The sequence below is a fragment of the Pseudomonas sp. NPDC090592 genome (assembly GCF_044769185.1).
Lineage (GTDB): Bacteria > Pseudomonadota > Gammaproteobacteria > Pseudomonadales > Pseudomonadaceae > Aquipseudomonas.
Genome location: NZ_JBIVXJ010000016.1, coordinates 122,010 through 140,848 on the forward strand (window position 1 = coordinate 122,010; position 18,839 = coordinate 140,848).

At 63.0% G+C, this 18,839-nt stretch carries 22 protein-coding genes; 12 read left to right on the top strand and 10 right to left on the bottom strand.

Going from position 1 to position 18,839, the window contains the following annotated elements; all coding sequences use genetic code 11:
- Positions 1-30: 30 nt before the first annotated feature.
- Positions 31-588, top strand: a complete 558-nt coding sequence (locus ACIQUI_RS16485; protein WP_016712799.1) for an L-threonylcarbamoyladenylate synthase — start codon at positions 31-33, stop codon at positions 586-588.
- Positions 589-1,284: 696 nt separating this feature from the next.
- Positions 1,285-1,599, top strand: a complete 315-nt coding sequence (locus tag ACIQUI_RS16490) for a hypothetical protein (protein ID WP_403200425.1) — start codon at positions 1,285-1,287, stop codon at positions 1,597-1,599.
- A 127-nt stretch (positions 1,600-1,726) separates the two neighbouring features.
- On the opposite strand, the gene ACIQUI_RS16495 is transcribed toward ACIQUI_RS16490, so the two are convergent.
- Positions 1,727-2,704, bottom strand: coding sequence for an NADPH:quinone reductase (locus ACIQUI_RS16495; protein WP_403200427.1), 978 nt, complete (start codon positions 2,702-2,704; stop codon positions 1,727-1,729).
- A 135-nt stretch (positions 2,705-2,839) separates the two neighbouring features.
- On the opposite strand from ACIQUI_RS16495, the gene hemF reads away from it, so the two are divergent.
- Together hemF and aroE are read left to right on the top strand one after the other, a co-directional pair.
- Positions 2,840-3,751: an oxygen-dependent coproporphyrinogen oxidase gene (gene hemF, locus ACIQUI_RS16500; RefSeq protein WP_403200430.1), complete on the top strand. Its 912-nt coding sequence runs from the start codon at positions 2,840-2,842 to the stop codon at positions 3,749-3,751.
- A 25-nt stretch (positions 3,752-3,776) separates the two neighbouring features.
- The gene (aroE, locus tag ACIQUI_RS16505; RefSeq protein WP_403200431.1) at positions 3,777-4,601 is read left to right on the top strand and encodes a shikimate dehydrogenase; all 825 of its coding nucleotides are present in this window, start codon (positions 3,777-3,779) and stop codon (positions 4,599-4,601) included.
- Between the two features lie 138 nt (positions 4,602-4,739).
- On the opposite strand, the gene ACIQUI_RS16510 is transcribed toward aroE, so the two are convergent.
- The 3 genes from ACIQUI_RS16510 to betC form a co-directional block, all read right to left on the bottom strand.
- Positions 4,740-6,305 (bottom strand): SulP family inorganic anion transporter, encoded by a 1,566-nt coding sequence (locus ACIQUI_RS16510; protein ID WP_403200434.1) that lies wholly within the window; start codon positions 6,303-6,305, stop codon positions 4,740-4,742.
- 143 nt (positions 6,306-6,448) lie between these two features.
- Positions 6,449-7,372 carry a choline ABC transporter substrate-binding protein gene (choX, locus tag ACIQUI_RS16515; RefSeq protein ID WP_403200436.1) on the bottom strand — a complete coding sequence of 308 codons (924 nt, stop codon included), beginning with the start codon at positions 7,370-7,372 and terminating at the stop codon, positions 6,449-6,451.
- Positions 7,373-7,386: 14 nt separating this feature from the next.
- Positions 7,387-8,904, bottom strand: coding sequence for a choline-sulfatase (betC, locus tag ACIQUI_RS16520; RefSeq protein WP_403200439.1), 1,518 nt, complete (start codon positions 8,902-8,904; stop codon positions 7,387-7,389).
- A gap of 108 nt (positions 8,905-9,012) precedes the next feature.
- Here betC and ACIQUI_RS16525 point away from each other — a divergent pair, with 108 nt between their 5' ends.
- A complete protein-coding gene (locus ACIQUI_RS16525) occupies positions 9,013-9,912 on the top strand; it encodes a choline sulfate utilization transcriptional regulator (protein WP_403200443.1) in 900 nt (299 codons plus the stop codon).
- 154 nt (positions 9,913-10,066) lie between these two features.
- Positions 10,067-10,399 (top strand): DOPA 4,5-dioxygenase family protein, encoded by a 333-nt coding sequence (locus ACIQUI_RS16530; RefSeq protein WP_403200446.1) that lies wholly within the window; start codon positions 10,067-10,069, stop codon positions 10,397-10,399.
- Positions 10,400-10,519: 120 nt separating this feature from the next.
- Here the strand turns inward: ACIQUI_RS16530 and trpA are convergent, their stop codons facing one another.
- Positions 10,520-11,329, bottom strand: a complete 810-nt coding sequence (gene trpA, locus ACIQUI_RS16535; RefSeq protein WP_391131909.1) for a tryptophan synthase subunit alpha — start codon at positions 11,327-11,329, stop codon at positions 10,520-10,522.
- Entirely contained in the window at positions 11,326-12,543 is a 1,218-nt protein-coding gene (gene trpB / locus ACIQUI_RS16540) for a tryptophan synthase subunit beta (RefSeq protein WP_391131911.1), read from the bottom strand. Before trpB ends, trpA begins: the two co-directional genes overlap by 4 nt.
- A gap of 110 nt (positions 12,544-12,653) precedes the next feature.
- Here trpB and ACIQUI_RS16545 point away from each other — a divergent pair, with 110 nt between their 5' ends.
- Positions 12,654-13,550 (top strand): LysR family transcriptional regulator, encoded by an 897-nt coding sequence (locus ACIQUI_RS16545; RefSeq protein ID WP_403200449.1) that lies wholly within the window; start codon positions 12,654-12,656, stop codon positions 13,548-13,550.
- Here ACIQUI_RS16545 and ACIQUI_RS16550 read toward each other — a convergent pair.
- A complete protein-coding gene (locus tag ACIQUI_RS16550) occupies positions 13,547-13,870 on the bottom strand; it encodes a YqjD family protein (RefSeq protein WP_172228925.1) in 324 nt (107 codons plus the stop codon). The two genes, ACIQUI_RS16545 and ACIQUI_RS16550, sit on opposite strands and share 4 nt — an antisense overlap.
- Positions 13,871-14,021: 151 nt before the next feature.
- On the opposite strand from ACIQUI_RS16550, the gene ACIQUI_RS16555 reads away from it, so the two are divergent.
- Both ACIQUI_RS16555 and ACIQUI_RS16560 read left to right on the top strand, forming a co-directional pair.
- Positions 14,022-14,237, top strand: a complete 216-nt coding sequence (locus ACIQUI_RS16555) for a dodecin (RefSeq protein WP_403200453.1) — start codon at positions 14,022-14,024, stop codon at positions 14,235-14,237.
- Between the two features lie 100 nt (positions 14,238-14,337).
- Positions 14,338-14,559, top strand: coding sequence for a DUF1161 domain-containing protein (locus ACIQUI_RS16560; protein ID WP_144170014.1), 222 nt, complete (start codon positions 14,338-14,340; stop codon positions 14,557-14,559).
- Positions 14,560-14,658: 99 nt separating this feature from the next.
- Here ACIQUI_RS16560 and ACIQUI_RS16565 read toward each other — a convergent pair whose 3' ends face one another.
- The gene (locus ACIQUI_RS16565; protein WP_403200457.1) at positions 14,659-15,663 is read right to left on the bottom strand and encodes an LLM class flavin-dependent oxidoreductase; all 1,005 of its coding nucleotides are present in this window, start codon (positions 15,661-15,663) and stop codon (positions 14,659-14,661) included.
- A 155-nt stretch (positions 15,664-15,818) separates the two neighbouring features.
- Here ACIQUI_RS16565 and ACIQUI_RS16570 point away from each other — a divergent pair, with 155 nt between their 5' ends.
- Positions 15,819-16,244 carry an OsmC family peroxiredoxin gene (locus tag ACIQUI_RS16570; protein WP_391131920.1) on the top strand — a complete coding sequence of 142 codons (426 nt, stop codon included), beginning with the start codon at positions 15,819-15,821 and terminating at the stop codon, positions 16,242-16,244.
- Positions 16,245-16,317: 73 nt separating this feature from the next.
- The gene (locus ACIQUI_RS16575) at positions 16,318-16,551 is read left to right on the top strand and encodes a DUF1161 domain-containing protein (protein WP_046615292.1); all 234 of its coding nucleotides are present in this window, start codon (positions 16,318-16,320) and stop codon (positions 16,549-16,551) included.
- 126 nt (positions 16,552-16,677) lie between these two features.
- On the opposite strand, the gene ACIQUI_RS16580 is transcribed toward ACIQUI_RS16575, so the two are convergent.
- Positions 16,678-17,091 (bottom strand): hypothetical protein, encoded by a 414-nt coding sequence (locus tag ACIQUI_RS16580; RefSeq protein ID WP_063424522.1) that lies wholly within the window; start codon positions 17,089-17,091, stop codon positions 16,678-16,680.
- A gap of 55 nt (positions 17,092-17,146) precedes the next feature.
- Positions 17,147-17,560 (bottom strand): hypothetical protein, encoded by a 414-nt coding sequence (locus ACIQUI_RS16585; protein WP_403200462.1) that lies wholly within the window; start codon positions 17,558-17,560, stop codon positions 17,147-17,149.
- A gap of 85 nt (positions 17,561-17,645) precedes the next feature.
- Between ACIQUI_RS16585 and ACIQUI_RS16590 the strand changes: the two genes are divergently transcribed.
- Positions 17,646-18,719, top strand: a complete 1,074-nt coding sequence (locus ACIQUI_RS16590) for an aminopeptidase (RefSeq protein ID WP_403200471.1) — start codon at positions 17,646-17,648, stop codon at positions 18,717-18,719.
- Positions 18,720-18,839 lie beyond the last annotated feature (120 nt).

Consider the following 18,839-nt stretch of genomic DNA (forward strand, 5'->3'; position numbering starts at 1 on the left):
CAAGCAAGGTATTTAGGCGGAGAGACAGCAATGGTGAGCAGTTTTCGTGTGCAACAAGCCGCACGTGAGGTACGGGCGGGCGCGGTGATCGCCTACCCGACGGAAGCGGTCTGGGGCCTGGGCTGCGATCCGTGGAACGAGGACGCGGTGTACCGCTTGCTGGCGCTGAAGTCGCGGCCTGTGGATAAAGGGCTGATCCTGATTGCCGACAACATCCGCCAGTTCGACTTCCTGTTCGAGGATTTCCCGGAGGACTGGATCGACCGCATGGGCAGCACCTGGCCGGGGCCGAACACCTGGCTGGTGCCGCATCAGGACCTGTTGCCCGAATGGGTGACCGGGCAGCATGACACCGTGGCATTGCGGGTCAGTGATCACCCGGTAGTGCGTGAACTGTGCGCGCTGGTGGGGCCGTTGATTTCAACCTCGTGCAACCCGGGCGGGCGCCCGGCGGCGAAGACCCGGTTGCGGGTGGAGCAGTACTTCCATGGGCAACTGGACCTGGTGCTTGGCGGGGCGCTGGGGGGGCGGAAGAATCCGAGTGTGATTCGTAATTTGGCTACTGGCGAGGTTGTGCGGCCGGGCTGAAAGGTATTCACAGGCTGCGCGGTAATAGTGGCTTTGAGGTGCCTGCCTTGGGATTTTTGGCGCCTGTGAGATCGAGCGCCGCCCGCGCGGCGCTTCGCGGGGCAAGCCCGCTCCCACATTTGTTGCAACGTGCCGAACCTGTCAGGCCATAGTTGCCAGCCTTGTTGGACCGACTCGATTTCTCGGCTGGCGCATCCGCCGCCTCGCTTGTCTTGAGACATGCGCCAAGGCGGGCAACGCCGCCTTTACAGACATGGCCACGTTGCAGCAAATGTGGGAGCGGGCTTGCCCCGCGAAGCGCCGCGCGGGCGGCGCTCGATCTCGTAGGCGATGAATCTCTGTCGGCGAGCGCCTTGCAGCGCAGAAACGATCCGGTGCGATGGATTCAGGGTTTTCTGATTTTTGCCAGAATGGCTGTCCAACTTGCGGCTTGGGAAATATCCTACGAGCCGCGTCCTCTGCCATCACCTTCTCAGTGGGAACCTCTGCCCTTAGGCTTCAACCGTCGCCGAATAACTCGGCGATCGGGTGTGGTAACCCGAACCATGGAGAGTTTCTGGCAGTCTATGGCGGCTGTACGCGGGAGGCTTTGTGCCTGCCGGGTTTTGGGAACTCTCTCCGGTTTACCACCCCGTGTACAGCTGCCACCTAATCGCGTGGTAACGAATAGGTGGGGCATTTAAGCGAGAGTTTCCAATGAAAAAGATAGTCCCCGATCCACCTCTTCCCTGCACCTCCACCCGCCCCTTCGGCCGCTGCGACGCCGGCCATGACCCGCTCTTCACCGTCAACCCGAACATTTCCGCCGAGGACGCTTTGGTCCACGTTGCCCTGTACCTGCGCAGCGCCTACGAAACCGGATACAAAGCCCTGGACTATATGCGCGAAGAAGGCCGTGGCATGTTCTGGTCGAACCTGCATGCGATTGAAATGGCAGAGGGAGTGGTTGAGGCAATACTCGATGGGATCGAGTCGACCCCGCCACCGACGAACCGGCCCTTACAGGCATAGTGCAGCTATCAGAGCCGACGCTGTACCTGTGGGAGCGGGCGCGCCCGCGAACACCGGCAAAGCCGGTGCCATCCACCGCGGTGGCTGCTTCGCGGGCATGCCCGCTCCCACAGGGAACGTGTGTGGCTCAGGGGATCAGGACAGTCGACCCCACAGTCCGCCGCGCCGACAGCTCCGTCTGCGCCTTGGCCGCCTCGCTCAACGGATACCTTTGCTGAATATCCACAACCAGCTTGCCACTGCCAATCATCGCAAACAGGTCATCGGCCATCGCCTGAGTGTTCTCGGCATTGTTCGCATAGGTTGCCAGCGTCGGCCGGGTCACATACAGCGAGCCCTTCTGCGCCAGTATCCCCAGGTTCACTCCGCTTACCGCACCTGAAGCATTGCCAAAACTCACCATCAGTCCGCGTGGCTGCAAGCAATCCAGCGAGGTCAGCCAGGTGTCGGCGCCCACGCCGTCATACACCACCGGGCATTTCTTGCCGTCGGTCAGCTCCAGCACGCGCTTGGCAACATCTTCATGGCTGTAGTCGATCGTTTCCCACGCCCCCAGCGCCTTGGCCCGCTCAGCCTTCTCGGCAGAACTCACGGTGCCGATCAGCTTGGCGCCCAGCGCCTTCGCCCACTGGCACGCCAACGAACCCACGCCACCGGCAGCAGCGTGGAACAGGATCACGTCGCCCGGTTTGACTTCATAGGTCTGCTTGAGCAGGTATTGCACGGTCAAACCCTTGAGCATTACCGCCGCCGCTTGCTCGAAGCTGATGTTGTCCGGCAGCTTGACCAGGTTGGCCTCCGGCAGCGTATGCACCTCGCTGTACGCCCCCAGCGGGCCGCCGGCATGGGCCACGCGGTCGCCCACCTTCAGGCGGGTCACACCCTCGCCCACTGCCTCGACCACGCCGGCCGCCTCGGTACCCAGGCCCGAAGGCAGGGACGGCGGCGCATACAGCCCGCTGCGAAAGTACGTGTCGATGAAGTTCAGGCCGATCGCATGGTTACGCACACGCACCTGCTGCGGCCCCGGTGGGGCAGGTTCGAATTCCACAAACTGCAGCACTTCCGGGCCGCCATGCTGGCTGAACTGGATACGCTTGGCCATCTCGCACTCCTGTCGTCGGGATCGGGAAAAGGCCTTCTATCGGACGCCTTTGCTTGATCGCCGTCAACTGCGGCGCGCGCGCTGGCGGTGGTATGCTACGCGGCGAATTCTTCCCTGCCCGTTCCTGGTGACCCGATGACTAGCCGCACCGAGGCCGTGAAAGCCTACCTGCTCGACCTGCAAGACCGCATCTGCTCTGCCCTCGAAGCCGAAGACGGCGGCGCCTGCTTCGTCGAGGACGCCTGGGTGCGCGAAGCCGGTGGCGGGGGCCGCACGCGGGTGATCGGCGACGGCAAGGTGATCGAAAAAGGTGGGGTCAACTTCTCCCACGTATTTGGTGCAGGCCTGCCGCCGTCGGCCAGTGCCCACCGCCCTGAACTGGCGGGCCGTGGCTTTGAGGCATTGGGCGTGTCGCTGGTGATCCACCCGCACAACCCGCATGTGCCTACGTCCCACGCCAACGTGCGCTTCTTCATCGCCGAGAAGGAAGGTGAAGAAGCCGTGTGGTGGTTCGGCGGCGGTTTCGACCTGACCCCGTACTACGGCAATGAAGAAGACTGCATCCACTGGCACCGCGTGGCCGAGCAGGCCTGTGCGCCATTCGGCGCTGACGTGTACCCGCGCTACAAGGCCTGGTGCGACCGCTACTTCCACCTCAAGCACCGTGGCGAGCCACGCGGCATCGGCGGCCTGTTCTTCGATGACCTGAACGAGTGGGACTTCGACACCTGCTTCGCCTTCATCCGTGCCATCGGCGATGCCTACGTAAACGCCTACCTGCCGATCATCCAGCGCCGCAAAGACACGGCCTATACCGCAGAGCAACGCGAGTTCCAGGAGTACCGCCGCGGCCGCTATGTGGAGTTCAACCTGGTCTACGACCGTGGCACCCTGTTCGGCCTGCAATCCGGTGGCCGCACCGAGTCCATCCTCATGTCGCTGCCGCCGCAGGTACGTTGGGGCTACGACTGGAAGGCTGTGCCCGGCAGCGAGGAAGCGCGCCTGACCGAATACTACCTGCAGGACCGCGACTGGCTCGGCCAGTAAGCCTGTGCACAACCAAGGAGCCGTCATGGACCAGTACGTCGTTTTCGGTAACCCCATCGGCCACAGCAAGTCGCCGCTGATCCACCGCCTGTTCGCCGAGCAAACCGGCCAGGACCTGGAATACGCCACCTTGCTGGCGCCGCTGGACGAGTTCAGCGACTGCGCGCGTGGCTTCTTCAAGCAAGGCAGCGGCGGCAACGTTACCGTACCGTTCAAGGAAGAGGCTTACCGCCTGTGCGACAGCCTGACCCCGCGTGCCCGGCGTGCGGGCGCGGTGAATACGCTGAGCAAGCTGGCCGATGGCACGTTGCAGGGTGACAACACCGATGGTGCCGGGCTGGTGCGTGACCTGACGGTGAATGCCGGGGTCGAACTGGCCGGCAAGCGTATTCTCATCCTCGGGGCTGGCGGCGCCGTGCGTGGCGTATTGGAGCCGATTCTGGCGCACAAGCCGCAGTCGCTGGTGATTGCGAACCGTACCGTGGAAAAGGCCGAGCAACTGGCGCGTGAGTTCGATGAGCTGGGGCCGGTGGTGGCCAGTGGGTTTGCCTGGTTGCAGGAACCGGTGGATGTGATCATCAATGCCACTTCGGCGAGCCTGGCCGGGGAATTGCCGCCGATTGCCGATAGCCTGGTCGAGGCTGGGCGCACGGTTTGCTACGACATGATGTATGGCAAGGAGCCTACGCCGTTTTGCCAGTGGGCTACTAACCTGGGCGCGGCAAAGGTGCTGGATGGCTTGGGGATGCTGGCTGAGCAGGCGGCTGAGGCGTTCTTTATCTGGCGTGGGGTACGGCCGGATACTGCACCGGTTTTGGCTGAGTTGCGCCGGCAGCTCGCTCGGGGGTGAGATTGCTGGGGGCCGCTTTGCGGCCCATCGCAGGCAAGCCAGCTCCCACAGGGATATCACAAGGCCTGAGGTCGGCGCTGTCCCTGTAGGAGCTGGCTTGCCTGCGATGGGCTGCGAAGCAGCCCCAGGATCCACAGCTCACTCCTCAAACCGGATCGGGCACAGCTCCACCCCTTCCAGCTTCTGCAATTCCTCGATCACCTGCGGCCTGGCCCGGTGCAGCGTCAAACTCCCCCCCATCCGCCCCAGCCGCCGCGCCTCGCGGTGCAACATATCCACACCCGAGTAATCGATAAAATTCACCTGCCGCGCATCGATCACCACATGCGGCCCTTGGCAACGCTGCAAGCGCACTTGCAGGTAGTGCGCGGCCCCAAAGAAGATTGACCCGCCCACGCGCAACACATCCGCGTTGCCTTCGCGGCTTTGCTGTACCCGTGGCCGCGACGTGCGTTTCAGGTAGAAGAACAGCGACGCCAGCACCCCGGCATAGATCGCTGTCTGCAACTCCAGCAACAAGGTCGCCGCCGCTGTCAGCGCCATCACCAGAAACTCCGAGCGGCTGACCCGGAACAGCGCGCGAATCCCCCGATGGTCCACCAACCCCCAGCAGATCAGCAGAATACTGCCAGCCATGGCCGGTATCGGCAGGTGCGCGATCAGGCCGGCACCGGTAACGGCAAACAACGCCACCCACAGCGCCGAAAAAACGCCGGCCATGGGCGAGCGGGCACCTGCCTCATAACTCAGGCCCGAGCGGGTGAAGGAACCGGCAGACAGGTAACCGGAGAAAAACGCCCCGGTAATGTTCGACAGGCCCTGTGCCCGTATTTCCTGATCCGGGTCGATCAGTTGTTCCGAGCGTGCCGACAAAGAGCGGGCAATCGACAGGCTGGTGACCAGCCCCAGCATGCCCACCGCCACGGCGCTGGGTAGCAGGCGCAGCATGAGTTCCACGTCCAGCAAGGGCAGCGGGCTGACCGGGGGAAGCTGCCCGGTGAACGCGGTCACCCGCGGTACATGGCCAAAAAAGCCCGGCAGCAGCCAGGCAGCCAGGCTGACCAGCATCAGGCTTATCAACAGGCTCGGCCAGCGCGGACGCCAGAGTTTAAGCGCCACGCCGATCACCACGGTGGCCAGGCCCAGTATCAGCGATGGCGGGTCGATGTCACCGGCATGGCTGGCCAGGTCTTGCACGGTCCTCAGCGCAGTAGCCTGGCTGGGCAGGTCCATGCCCAGCAGGTTGGGCAGTTGGCCCAGGGCAATGACGATGGCAGCGCCCAGCGTGAAGCCGAGCACCACGGAATGGGAGACGAAGTTGACCAGCGCGCCAAACCGTAAAAGCCCCAGCAATAGCTGGAAGATGCCGCCAAGGAAGGTCAGCAGCAGTACCAGCGTGATGTAATCGGCGCTGCCCGCCACGGCCAGCGGGCTGATGCTGGCGTAGAGCACGATGGAAATGGCAGCGGTCGGGCCGCAGATCAGGTGCCAGGACGAGCCCCACAGGCAGGCGATAAGCACCGGTACGATGGCGGCGTACAGGCCGTACTCGGCGGGCAGGCCGGCGATCAGGGCGTAGGCGATGGATTGTGGTAGGGCGAGGATGGCACCGCTCAGGCCGACCAGCAGGTCCTGGCGCAGGCTGCGGCTCGATTGGCGAGGGAGCCAGGTGAGGAAGGGCAGCAGTTGAGTGAGGCGATGCATGGGTTATCCACAATCCTTAAGGTTTCGCCAAACCCTGTGGGAGCGGGCATGCCCGCGAACACCGGCAAAGCCGGTGCCATCCACCGCGGCGGCCTCTTCGCGGGCATGCCCGCTCCCACAGGGGAGGTGTGTTGCTTGCGAGATTACAGTTTGGCTTTGACGGCCTCCAGGGCATCACCATCGGCTTTGGTGGTGACGCCGGCCAACCACCCCTCCAGCAGCTCGGGGTGCGTCTTGACCCAAGCCCTGGCCGCGTCATCAAAGCTGATCTTCTTGTCCACAACCTGGGCCATGATGCTGTTTTCCATGTCCAGTGTGAACTTCAGGTTACCGAGCAGCTTCGCCGCATTCGGGCAGGCTTGTGGATAACCCTTGCGCGTCAGCGTGTACACCTCACCCTTGCTGCCGAACCATTTTTCCCCACCGGTCAGGTAATGCATCTTCAGCTTCACGTTCATCGGGTGCGGTGTCCAGCCGAGGAAGGTGATGAACTGCTGCTTCTTCACCGCCCGGTCGACCTGCGCCAGCATTGCCTGCTCGCTGGACTCCACCAGCTTCCACTGGCCGAGGTTGAATTCATTCTTGTCGATGATTTCCTTCAGCGACAGGTTGGCCGGCGCACCGGAGCCAATCCCGTACAACTTCTTGTCGAACTGCTCGGCATGCTTTTGCAGGTCGGCAAAGTCCTTCACCCCGGCATTCCACACATAGTCGGGCACCGCCAGGGTGAACTCGGTTCCCTCCAGGTTGCGTGACAGCTGCTGCACATCGCCGTTGGCGATGAACTTGTCATGGAAGCCTTGCTGGGCCGGCATCCAGTTGCCCAGGAAGGCATCGACCCGGCCGTCCTTCAAACCGCCGTAGATGATCGGTACGGCCAGGCTGTCGATTTTCACCTGGTAGCCCAGGCTTTCCAGTAGCAGACGGGCCACGGCATTGGTGGAAGCGATATCGCTCCAGCCGGGGTCGGCCATTTTCACGGTACTGCATTGCGTGTCGCTGTCGGCGGCGTGGGCCGTGGTGGCGCCCAGGGCCAGGGCGAACACGGCGGCGGAGAACTTGTGCATGGCGGCCTCTCTTCTCAATCCATGGGTGCGGGCTGTGGGTAACGTGCCTTGCGCTCGAGGTCGTCGAGATCGATGTGGTTGCGCATGTACTGTTGGCTGGCATCTACCAAGGGTTGGTGATCCCAGCTTTTCAGCTTGCCGATGGCCAGCGCCTCGGCCACCAGGCGGCGGCGGCGCTGGCTGGCCAGCACCTGCTGGCGCAGGCTGGGGATATCCCAGCGCTGCTGTGCTTCATCGACAAATGCCTGCAGCAGCGCCTGATGGTCCGGGCTGCCGGTGAGGTTCTCCCGCTCGTGCGGGTCGCGGCTCAGGTCATAGAGTAGGCATGGGTCGTCTTCGCTGTACACGAACTTGTACGGCCCGCGGCGGATCATCATCAGTGGGCCCACGGTGCCTTCGGCCATGTACTCGCCGATCACCTCGTCGTGGCCACCCTCCCCTTGCAAATGGCCGAGCAGCGAGCGGCCGTCCAGGTGCAGGTGGTTATCCACAGCGCCGCCGGCCAGTTCCACCAGGGTTGGCAGCAGGTCGCAGGTGGATACCGAGGCGCTGACCCGGCCCGCTGCAAAGCGCTTGGGCGCATGCACCAGCAACGGTACCCGCGCCGACATCTCGAACCAGTGCATCTTGTACCAGAGGCCACGCTCGCCAAGCATGTCGCCGTGGTCGCCGGAGAACACGATCAGGGTGTCGTCGGCCAGGTTGCATTCCTCGAGGGTTTGCAGCAGTTGGCCGATGTTGTCGTCGATGTAGCTGCAAGCGCCGAAATAGGCGCGGCGGGCGTCGCGGATCTTGTCCACAGGCAGCGGCTTGTTCCACAGGTCATAGACCTTGAGCAGACGCTGCGAGTGCGGGTCGAGTTCCGCCTGGCTGAATTCGGCGCGGGGCATGGGGATATCCACACCTTCGTAGCGATCCCAGTAACGCTTGGGAATGGTGTATGGGTCGTGCGGGTGGGTCATCGACACGGTCAGGCAGAACGGCCGGCCATCGTTCTCGCGCACATGGTCGTACAGGTACTGGCGTGCCTTGAACACCACCTCTTCATCGAAATCCAGCTGGTTGGTGCGCACGCAGGGCCCGGCCTGCAGCACCGAGGACATGTTGTGGTACCAGCTTGGGCGCACGTCCGGTTCATCCCAGTTCACCGCCCAGCCGTAGTCGGCCGGGTAGATGTCGCTGGTCAGGCGCTCTTCGTAGCCGTGCAACTGGTCCGGGCCGCAGAAGTGCATCTTGCCCGACAACGCCGTGCGATAGCCCAGGCGGCGCAGGTAGTGAGCATAAGTCGGTACATCGGCGGGGAAGTCGGCGGCGTTGTCGTAGGCACCGATACGGCTGGGCAGTTGGCCGCTGACCAAGGTGAAGCGCGAAGGCGCGCACAGCGGGCTGTTGCAGTAGGCCGAATCGAACACCACCGCTTGCTCGGCCAGGCGGCTGAGGTGCGGCATCTGGATGGGCGAAGGGGCGTAGATCGGCAGCAAGGGTGCGGCCATCTGGTCGGCCATGATGAACAGGATATTCGGGCGCGTCATGGTGGCTTCCATCGTTGAGGGTTATGCGAACCGCTTGCCTACCAAGATGCGACTGTGGATAACATGGGTAAAGCCCATGGCGGGCAATGACTGGGATTAGCTGAGCTTATGTTTGATTACCTCGCCGAGCTGTCGCTGGATACCTTGCGCGTGTTCGAGGCGGCAGCGCGCTTGCGTGGCTTTACCGCCGCTGCGCTGGAACTGGGCACCACGCAACCGGCGGTGAGCCAGCAGGTGAAACGCCTGGAGGCACAACTAGGCACGCGTCTGTTCGACCGTATTTACCGGGGCATCGAGCTGACCGAGGCTGGCCAGGTGCTGTTCGAGCAGGTGCATCAGGGCTTGCAGGCCATGGATGACGGCATCGCCCAAGCCAGCGGGCGCGGCCAGCGCGAGGTGCTGCAGGTGGCCACCGACTTTGCTTTTGCCGCGTTCTGGCTGATGCCCAGGTTGCAGCGTTTTCACGAAGCTTATCCACAGGTGGATGTGAGCCTGGTAACCGGTGAGCGCAGCCAGGGCATGTTGCGGCCGGACATTGATGTGGCGGTGCTGTTTGGCGATGGGCGCTTTCACCAGGGCGAGAGCCGTTGGTTGTTCGATGAGGAAGTATTCCCGGTCTGCAGCCCGCGGCTGATTCATGGCAAACCCACGTCAGCCGTGGCTTTGCAGCGTTTGCCGTTGCTGCATTTGAAGGGCGAGCAGGCCAGCCGCTGGTTCGACTGGGCGGGGGTGTTTCGCGGGTTTGGCGTGGCCAGCCCGCCGCCGCCGGGGCAGCTGCGCTTCGATAACTACACCTTGCTGATCCAGGCGGCGATTGCCGGGCAAGGGGTGGCGATTGGCTGGGGGCACCTAGTGGACGGGCTGGTGGAGCAAGGGTTGCTGTGCCGGCCGCTGGAAGGGAGTTTGCGTTCGGCGCGGGGGTATTACGTGGTGTTGCCACCGCGCAAGCGACGTGGGGCGTTGATCGAGCGGTTTGTGGATTGGCTGGAGCATGAGCGCAGCCTGTGAGATTTTGGGGCTGCGCAGCAGCCCCGGCAATCTAAATTACGAAGTTCAGATGCTCGCCCCGGCAATGGCCGGCGTATAGTCGTACGCTTCAGCGTTTTTCACTGCATCACACCCTTCGCAGGTGGTGATGGTTGGACCGCAATCAGGAGTTATCGTGCAGAGGATCAAGGGTTACCACGCCCACGTGTATTACGACGCAGCGACCATGGAGCAGGCCCGTGAACTGTGCGAGGAAGCGGCGCGCCTGTTCCCTGTGACCATGGGGCGCATGCACCAGAAACCGGTGGGGCCGCACCCGGACTGGAGCTGCCAGCTGGCGTTCGAGCCGGAGTATGTCGGGGTGGTGCTGCCTTGGTTGGCGCTGTACCGCAAGGGGTTGGTGGTGTTCATGCACCCGCTGACCGGGGATGAACTGGCGGACCACCGCGATCATGCGATCTGGATGGGGGCTGTGCGGCCGTTGGATCTGTCGATTTTTGGGGGGTAGATTGCGGTAGCCTGGGCTGGCCTATTCGCGGGTGAACCCGCTCCCACAGGGACCGCACAGATGCTGAAAACTGTGGGGGACCTGTGGGAGCGGGTTTACCCGCGAATCAGACGGTGCGGTTTAGCGACGGGCGCCACGCACCCCTTCAGCCAGTGCCGAGCACAGGCTCAGTACATCGCTCACCGCCTGCTCGCCAGTCTTGGCCTGGGCAATCTTGTCGACCAGTGCCGACCCCACCACCACACCATCCGCCAGGCGGGCGATGTTCGCGGCCTGCTCCGGCGTGCGAATGCCAAAACCAACACTGATCGGCAGATCGGTATGCCGACGCAGGCGCGCAATGGCCTCGGTCACGTGCTCGGTGGTTGCCGAGCCAGCACCGGTCACACCGGCCACCGACACGTAGTAGACGAACCCGGAGCTGCGCTCCAGTACGCGCGGCAGGCGCGCATCGTCGGTAGTCGGGGTGGTCAGGCGGATGAAGTCGATGCCTGCGGCCTGGGCCGGGGTGGCCAGTTCGGCATCATGCTCGGGCGGCAGGTCGACGATGATCAGGCCGTCTACGCCCGCCGCTTTTGCTTCAGCCACGAACTTATCCACACCAAAGCGGTGGATCGGGTTGTAGTAGCCCATCAGCACGATTGGCGTGGTGTGGTTATCCACACGGAATTCGCGAACCATCTGCAGGGTCTTGGCCAGGGTCTGGCCCGCTTCCAGGGCGCGCAGGGTCGCCAGCTGGATGGCCACGCCGTCGGCCATCGGGTCGGTGAACGGCATGCCCAGCTCGATCACGTCGGCACCAGCGGCTGGCAGGCCCTTGAGGATCTGCAGCGAGGCGTCGTAGCCCGGGTCGCCTGCGGTAACGAAGGTGACCAGTGCCGAACGGCCTTCGGCCTTCAGTTCGGCGAAGCGTTGTTCAAGACGGCTCATGCCTGTTTCTCCTGGGCGGCCATGTGGTTCATGACGGTTTGCATGTCTTTGTCGCCGCGGCCCGACAGGCACACGACCATCAAGTGGTCCTTGGGCAGCTTCGGTGCGCGCTTGATTGCTTCGGCCAAGGCGTGGGAGCTTTCCAGAGCCGGGATGATGCCTTCCAGGCGGCAAGTGGCGTGGAACGCATCCAGCGCTTCGTCGTCGGTGATGCTGACGTACTCGACGCGCTTCACTTCATGCAGGTAGGCGTGCTCCGGGCCGATGCCCGGGTAGTCCAGGCCTGCGGAAATCGAGTGGGCGTCGGTGATCTGGCCGTCTTCGTCCTGCAGCAGGTAGGTGCGGTTGCCGTGCAGCACACCCGGTACGCCGCCGTTCAGGCTGGCGGCATGCTTGTCGGTGTGCACACCGTGGCCACCAGCTTCGACGCCGATGATCTGCACGCTTGGCTCTTCAAGGAACTCATGGAACAGGCCCATGGCGTTGGAGCCACCGCCGACGCAGGCAACCAGGCTGTCTGGCAGGCGGCCTTCCTTCTCGTGCAACTGGGCGCGGGTTTCCTTGCCGATGATCGACTGGAAGTCGCGGACCATGGCTGGGTACGGGTGCGGGCCGGCCACGGTACCGATCAGGTAGAAGGTGTCTTCGACATTGGTAACCCAGTCGCGCAGGGCCTCGTTCATGGCGTCTTTCAGGGTGCCGGTGCCGGCGGTGACCGGCACGATCTCGGCGCCCAGCAGTTTCATGCGGAACACGTTGGCCTGCTGGCGCTCGATGTCGGTGGCGCCCATGTAGATCACGCAAGGCAGGCCGAAGCGGGCGGCAACGGTGGCGGTGGCCACGCCGTGCATGCCGGCGCCGGTTTCGGCGATCAGGCGCTTCTTGCCCATGCGCTTGGCCAGCAATACCTGGCCGATGCAGTTGTTCACCTTGTGCGCGCCGGTGTGGTTGAGCTCTTCACGCTTGAAGAAGATTTTTGCACCACCACAGTGTTCGGTCAGGCGCTCGGCGAAGTACAGCGGGTTGGGGCGGCCGATGTAATCGCGCTGGAAGTAGGCGAGGTCTTCGAGGAATTTCGGGTCTGCCTTGGCCGCTTCGTATTCGCGGGCCAGGTCCAGCACCAGCGGCATCAGGGTTTCAGCCACGTAGCGGCCGCCGAACGAGCCGAACAGGCCGTTGGCGTCGGGGCCGGGGCGGTATTGGGACTGGGTCATGGGGCGCTCCAGGGCGTAATGAATGAGTGATGGGCTTTACTCTAACCACGGCAAGCCCGGCTGAAAACCGATAAGATTGCGCAAACTTGTCAGAAAAACTCACAGGTACCATGGCCCACGACCTCCCTCCCCTGAATGCCCTGCGCGCCTTCGAGGCCACCGCCAGGCTCAACAGCGTCAGCCAGGCGGCCGAGGCGCTGCATGTTACCCATGGCGCCGTCAGCCGGCAGATCAAGGTACTTGAGGAGCACTTGGGCGTAGCGCTGTTCGTCAAGGACGGGCGCGGCATCAAACTCACAGATGCCGGTGTACGCTTGCGTGATGCCAGTGGCGAGGCCTTCGACCGGCTGCGTAGCGTGTGTGCCGAACTCAGCCGCGATGTCAGCGAGGCGCCGTTCGTGCTGGGCTGCTCAGGCAGCCTGCTGGCGCGCTGGTTCATTCCGAGGTTGGGGCGCCTGAAGGCGGATTTGCCTGAATTGCGCCTGCATTTGTCAGCCGGTGAAGGTGACCTTGACCCGCGTCGACCAGGGCTTGATGCATTGCTGGTGTACGCTGAGCCGCCATGGCCTGCCGACATGCAGGTGCATGTGCTGGCCGAAGAGCGTATCGGCCCGGTGCTCAGCCCGCACTTTGCCGGCTTTGAACGCTTGCGTGGCGCCCCTGCCAGCGCCCTGCTGCAGGAGGCGCTGCTGCATACCACGTCACGTCCGCAAGCATGGCCAACCTGGGGTGAGCAGCAGGGGCTGGACCCGACCAGGTTGCAGTACGGCCAGGCGTTCGAGCATTTGTACTATTTGCTGGAGGCTGCGGTTGCAGGCCTTGGCGTCGCCATCGCGCCGCAGCCGCTAGTGGCTGACGACCTGCGGGCTGGGCGCCTCAGCGCGCCGTGGGGCTTTTCCCCTACCCGGGCAGCGTTGGCGTTGTGGGTGCCTCGGCGCGCCGCAGATGGGCGCGCCGAGCAGTTGGCGCAGTGGCTGCGCGCCGAGCTTGCGCGGCAGAGCGCTTAGTTACGTTTGGTCAGCAAGTAGGCTGCCAGCAGCCCCAGTGCGCCAATGGCTACGCCTGCGGTGGTGTACGGGTGTTCCTGGGCGTAGTCGCGGGTAGCGATGCCAGTCTGGCGGGTGCGCTGTTTGACTTCCTCATAGGCATCGCTCAGCAGGCTGCGCGAATGGCGAAGGGCACTTTCAGCGTTGCTGCGGATTGCCTTCACCGACTTCTGGGACTCTTCCGAGGCGTCATGCTTGAGGTTCTCCAGGCTTTTCAGAAGGCTCTCGATCTCCGCTTCCATGCTTTCCAGGGATGTTTTACGCAGCGAGTTGCGGTGCATGTTGACTCTCCTTTGCAGTATGGGCTGTAAGAAGTGCGACCGTTGGCCTGCGCGAAAGTGCGATCGAACTTTGGCCGCGGGTGACGGCTCGCAGGTAAACCAGGCCTGCGCTGCTAGGCTAAAAAATCACCGTCACCCAAGGAGAGCGCTCATGACCGATCATCACACCTACAAGAAGATCGAACTGGTGGGGTCTTCGCCCACCAGCATCGAAGAGGCGATCAACAATGCCCTGGCCGAAGCCGGCAAGAGCATCAAGCACATGGAGTGGTTCGAGGTGGTCGATACCCGTGGCCATATCCGCGACAACAAGGCAGCCCACTTTCAGGTCACGCTGAAGGTTGGCTTCCGCATCGCCAATAGCTGACACATTGCCGGGCTGGAATAGCCTGGCGTGATGGGTTATTACAAAGGGGGCGCCTTGGCGGGCGCCCTTTCTCATTTCATCTGCACAAGGAAAGCGATCGATGAACAAACTGATTCTGGCGCTGGGCCTGATGACCCTGGCCGGTGGTGCGCTGGCAGCAGGCAAGCCGTGCGAGGAGCTGAAGGCAGAGATTGCGGCCAAGCTGGATGCCAAGGGCGTCACCGGCTACAAGCTGGAGATCGTCGATAAAGGCGAACCTGCGGGCAAGGTGATTGGTAGCTGTGAGGCGGGTACCAAGGAGATTGTGTACCGCCGTGGCTGATGTGCTGAACCCTTCGCGGGCTTGCCCGCTCCCACAGGGTTATCGCAGGGCCTGAGACTGGCGCTGTACCTGTGGGAGCGGGCGAGCCCGCGAAGAGGCTCACTCGGTCTTCAAGGCCTGCGCCAGCAATTCATAGGACCGCACCCGGTCCGCATGCTCATACAGGTCACAGGTAAAGATCAGCTCATCCGCCCCGGTCTGCTCCAGCAGCACCTCCACCTTGGCCCGCACCTTCTGCGGGCTGCCGATCATCGCCAGGCCCAGGAAGCTGCCCACAGCATCCCGCTCATGCGGAAGCCACAGCCCATCCATGCTTGCTACCGGCGGCTTCTGCATCAAACTCTGCCCCCGAATCAGCGCCAGGATCCGCTGGTACACCGAGGTGGCCAGGTATTCGGCCTTTTCGTCGGTTTCGGCCACCACCATGGGGATGCCCAGCATCACATAAGGCTTGTCCAGTGTGGTCGACGGCTTGAAGTGGTTGCGGTAAACGCGGATCGCCTCGTGCATGTAGCGCGGCGCAAAGTGCGAGGCAAAGGCGTAGGGCATGCCGCGTATGCCGGCCAGTTGGGCGCTGAACAGGCTGGAACCGAGCAGCCACAGCGGCACCTCGGTGTCGTGCCCCGGCACGGCGATCACTTTCTGATCATCGGTACGTGGCCCGAGGTAGCGCGACAGCTCTTCGACATCGTCCGGGAAATCGTCCGGCCCGCCCGCGCGGTCGCGGCGCAGGGCATAGGCGGTCATCTGGTCCGAACCCGGCGCGCGGCCCAGGCCCAGGTCGATGCGCCCCGGATACAGGCTGGCCAGGGTGCCGAACTGCTCGGCAATCACCAGCGGCGCGTGGTTGGGCAGCATCACCCCACCAGAGCCGACGCGAATGCTCGAGGTGCCGCCGGCCAGATAACCGATCAGCACCGACGTCGCCGAGCTGGCGATACCGTCCATGTTGTGGTGCTCGGCCACCCAGAAGCGGTTGTAGCCAAAACGCTCGACGTGCTGCGCCAGGTCCAGCGAATTGCGCAACGACTGCGCGGGGCCGGCATCGGCGCGCACTGGTACCAGGTCGAGGGTGGAAATCTTCAGGTCGCGCAGTAGCGTCATTGGAGCCTCCGCAAAAGGTGGTTGGCCAGAGGCCTTTTTATCTCTGTATGGGCACATTCGAGGGATTCAATGCTTGCTGTGCGATTGGTCTGAACTTGCGGTGGGTGGCTGCCCTCTGAACCGATAAGCCCGTAACCGAATGACCAGGAGGCATCATGAAAAAGACAGCATCGGCGATCTGGCAAGGTGGCCTGAAGGATGGCACCGGCCTGCTTTCTACCGAAAGCGGCGCGCTCAAGCAGAACCCTTACGGCTTCAATACCCGCTTTGAAGGCTCGCCGGGGACCAACCCGGAAGAGCTGATTGGTGCAGCGCATGCAGGCTGTTTCTCGATGGCACTGTCGATGATGCTGGGCGAAGCCGGGCTTACGGCCGACCGGATCGACACCGCCGCCGAAGTAACGCTCGACAAGCTGCCTGATGGTTTTGCCATTACTGCCGTGCATCTGGTGCTAAGGGCCAAGGTTCCCGGCGCCAGCGATGCGCAATTCCTTGAGATTGCCAACAAAGCCAAGGAAGGCTGCCCGGTGTCCAAGGTGTTGAACGCGAAAATCAGCCTGGATGCCGCGCTGGTGGGCTGAAGCGGCGCAACGGTGGCGCTTTGCTGTAGTCTAAACAGCGTCGGCAGCACGCTGCCTCTTCAGGAGCCGTTTCATGATTCGCGTAGCAATCGCTGTATTGGCTTCCCTGGTCGCCACGTCTGCCTTGGCGGCGGTCAAGCCGTGCGAGGAGCTCAAAGCCGAGATCGAAGCCAAGATCCAGGCTCAGGGGGTGCCGTCCTACACCCTGGAGATCGTGCCCAACAGTGAGGTCAAGGACCAGAACATGGTGGTCGGAACCTGTGATGGCGGCACCAAGAAGATCATCTACCAGAAGAATGATCGGTAGATTCACGATTTTGGGGCCGCTTTGCGGCCCTTTCGCGACACAAGGCCGCTCCCACAAAGGCCCTGCAAACGCCGATCAATGTGGGAGCGGCCTTGTGTCGCGATTGGGCTGCAAAGCAGCCCCAGCTTACGGAATACAGAACACGTCGCTAGGTTCGTTCACCAACACCTTGCGGCTGGCGTCATACAGCAACACCTGCGGCTCCATCACCGGCGCCCGCGCTTCCAGCCGATAACGCTCGCCGGCCTTGAAGTCATCAAAGCGCACGGTCAGGTAGCAGGTACGGTCTCGTGGCTCGCTCATGATGCCGCCCGAGTAGATTTCATAATCGAAGCGCACCACCAGTTCGTGCTTGCCGGGTGTGACCTGGAAGTAACGGCCATCTTCCAGGCGTTTACCGTCGAGGCGGTCGGCCATGATCACCCGGCCGGGGGTCATGGTGTAGAGGTCGACCCAGGCCTGCTTGGGGTCGACGGGCGGCAAGGGGCTGGCGCAAGCCCCCAGCGCACTGAGGGCGATCAGCATCATGGGCTGGCGCATGGCAAGACTCCCACTTGCGATTTACAAGGTACAAGCATAGCGCCGTTTGCGGGGTTCAGGTGCGTTGGCAGCCTGCGGGCAGGCCTTGCCCGAGCAGTTTTTGCTGTTGGTCGTAGAGTTTGATCCAGGGACGGAAGCCAATACTGCCCGCTTGCAGTTGATAGCGCTCCCCGGGCATGAAGTCCTTGAAGGTCAGCTTGACCTGGCAATCGCGCCACAAAGGTTCGTCGACCGGGCCGATATTGCTGGGGGTAACCGGAAACTGATAGCGCACGGTCAGCTCATGGCTGCCGGGCTGCACTTCGAAATAACGGTTGTCGACCCAGTCGCGCTCATCGACCTGCACGGCGTCCAGCGATGTGTTGTCGTAGGGTGTAAGGTCGATCCAGGCCTGGTTCGGGTCCGGGTCTGGCAAGGTCGAACAGGCAGATAGCAGCAACAGTGAGCCGGCGACCAACAATGCACGCATGGCGAAACTCCCCCTTGGCGAGATAGTCTTGGAGCGAATCGGCCTTGAGCGAGTCAGACAGTTCCGGATGCTTCGACTTTTTCTTATACAGCGCTCAGGCCCTGGGGCACTCGACCGCGTTTTCACCCGTTTTGTTCCCCTGCTGGCAGCGCTCCTGCTGAACGGTTGCAGCAGCGTTGGCTATTACGGGCAGCTGGCCGAAGGCCAATGGCAACTGCTGCGTGCGCGCCAGCCCGTGGCCCAGGTGGTGGCCGACCCGGCCACGCCACCGCAACTGCGCGCGCGGTTGGTACATGCCGAGCAGGCGCGAGTATTTGCCAGCCAGCAACTCAAGCTACCGGACAACCGCAGTTATCGGGTTTACGCCGAACTGGGCCGGCCTTATGTGGTGTGGAATGTCTTCGCGACCCCTGAGTTGTCGTTGCAGCCGCTGACGCACTGCTTCCCGATCGCGGGGTGCGTGGCCTATCGCGGTTACTACCAGCAAGGCGCTGCACGCGGGGCGGCGGCGCTGATGCGCCAAGATGGGCTGGATGTGTATGTGAGTGGCGTTGAGGCTTATTCGACCCTGGGCTGGTTCGATGACCCGATCCTGTCGTCGATGGTTGGCTGGGGCGACGAGCGCCTGGCCACGCTGATATTCCATGAGCTGGCTCACCAGCGCTTTTATGTGCAGGACGATACCGAGTTCAACGAGTCGTTTGCCTCCTTCGTCGAGCAGGAGGGTACGCGGCAATGGCGCGTGGTGCGTGGGCTTGCAGCGGTTGGCGAGAATCAGGGGCAGCAGCGTGACCAGTTCATACGGCTGGTGCTGGCCAGCCGCGAGCGGTTGCAGGTGATTTATGCCGGGCCGCTGGATGATGCGCACAAACGGCTGGCCAAGCAGGCTGAGTTTGAGCGTTTGAGGCGTGAGTACCAGCAGGTGCGCGATGGCCAGTGGGGCGGTGACAAGCGCTATGACGCCTGGGTGTATGGGCCTTTGAACAACGCCAAGTTGTTGCCGTTTGGGCTGTATGACCAGTGGGTGCCGGCGTTTGCGGCGGTGTTTCGGGAGGTTGACGGGGATTGGGAGCGGTTTTATCAGCGGGTCGAGCAATTGGGAAGGTTGCCGATTGCTGACAGGAAGGCGGCTTTGCAGAAGTTGATGGTCAACTTGTGAGATTTTGGGGCCGCTTTGCGGCCCATCGCGACACAAGGCCGCTCCTTGTATCTCGACTTTCGCCTCTCAAAAGGCGAAAGTTCTCGACTGATCATCGAGGGAAGGCCTTGAAGCCGAGCC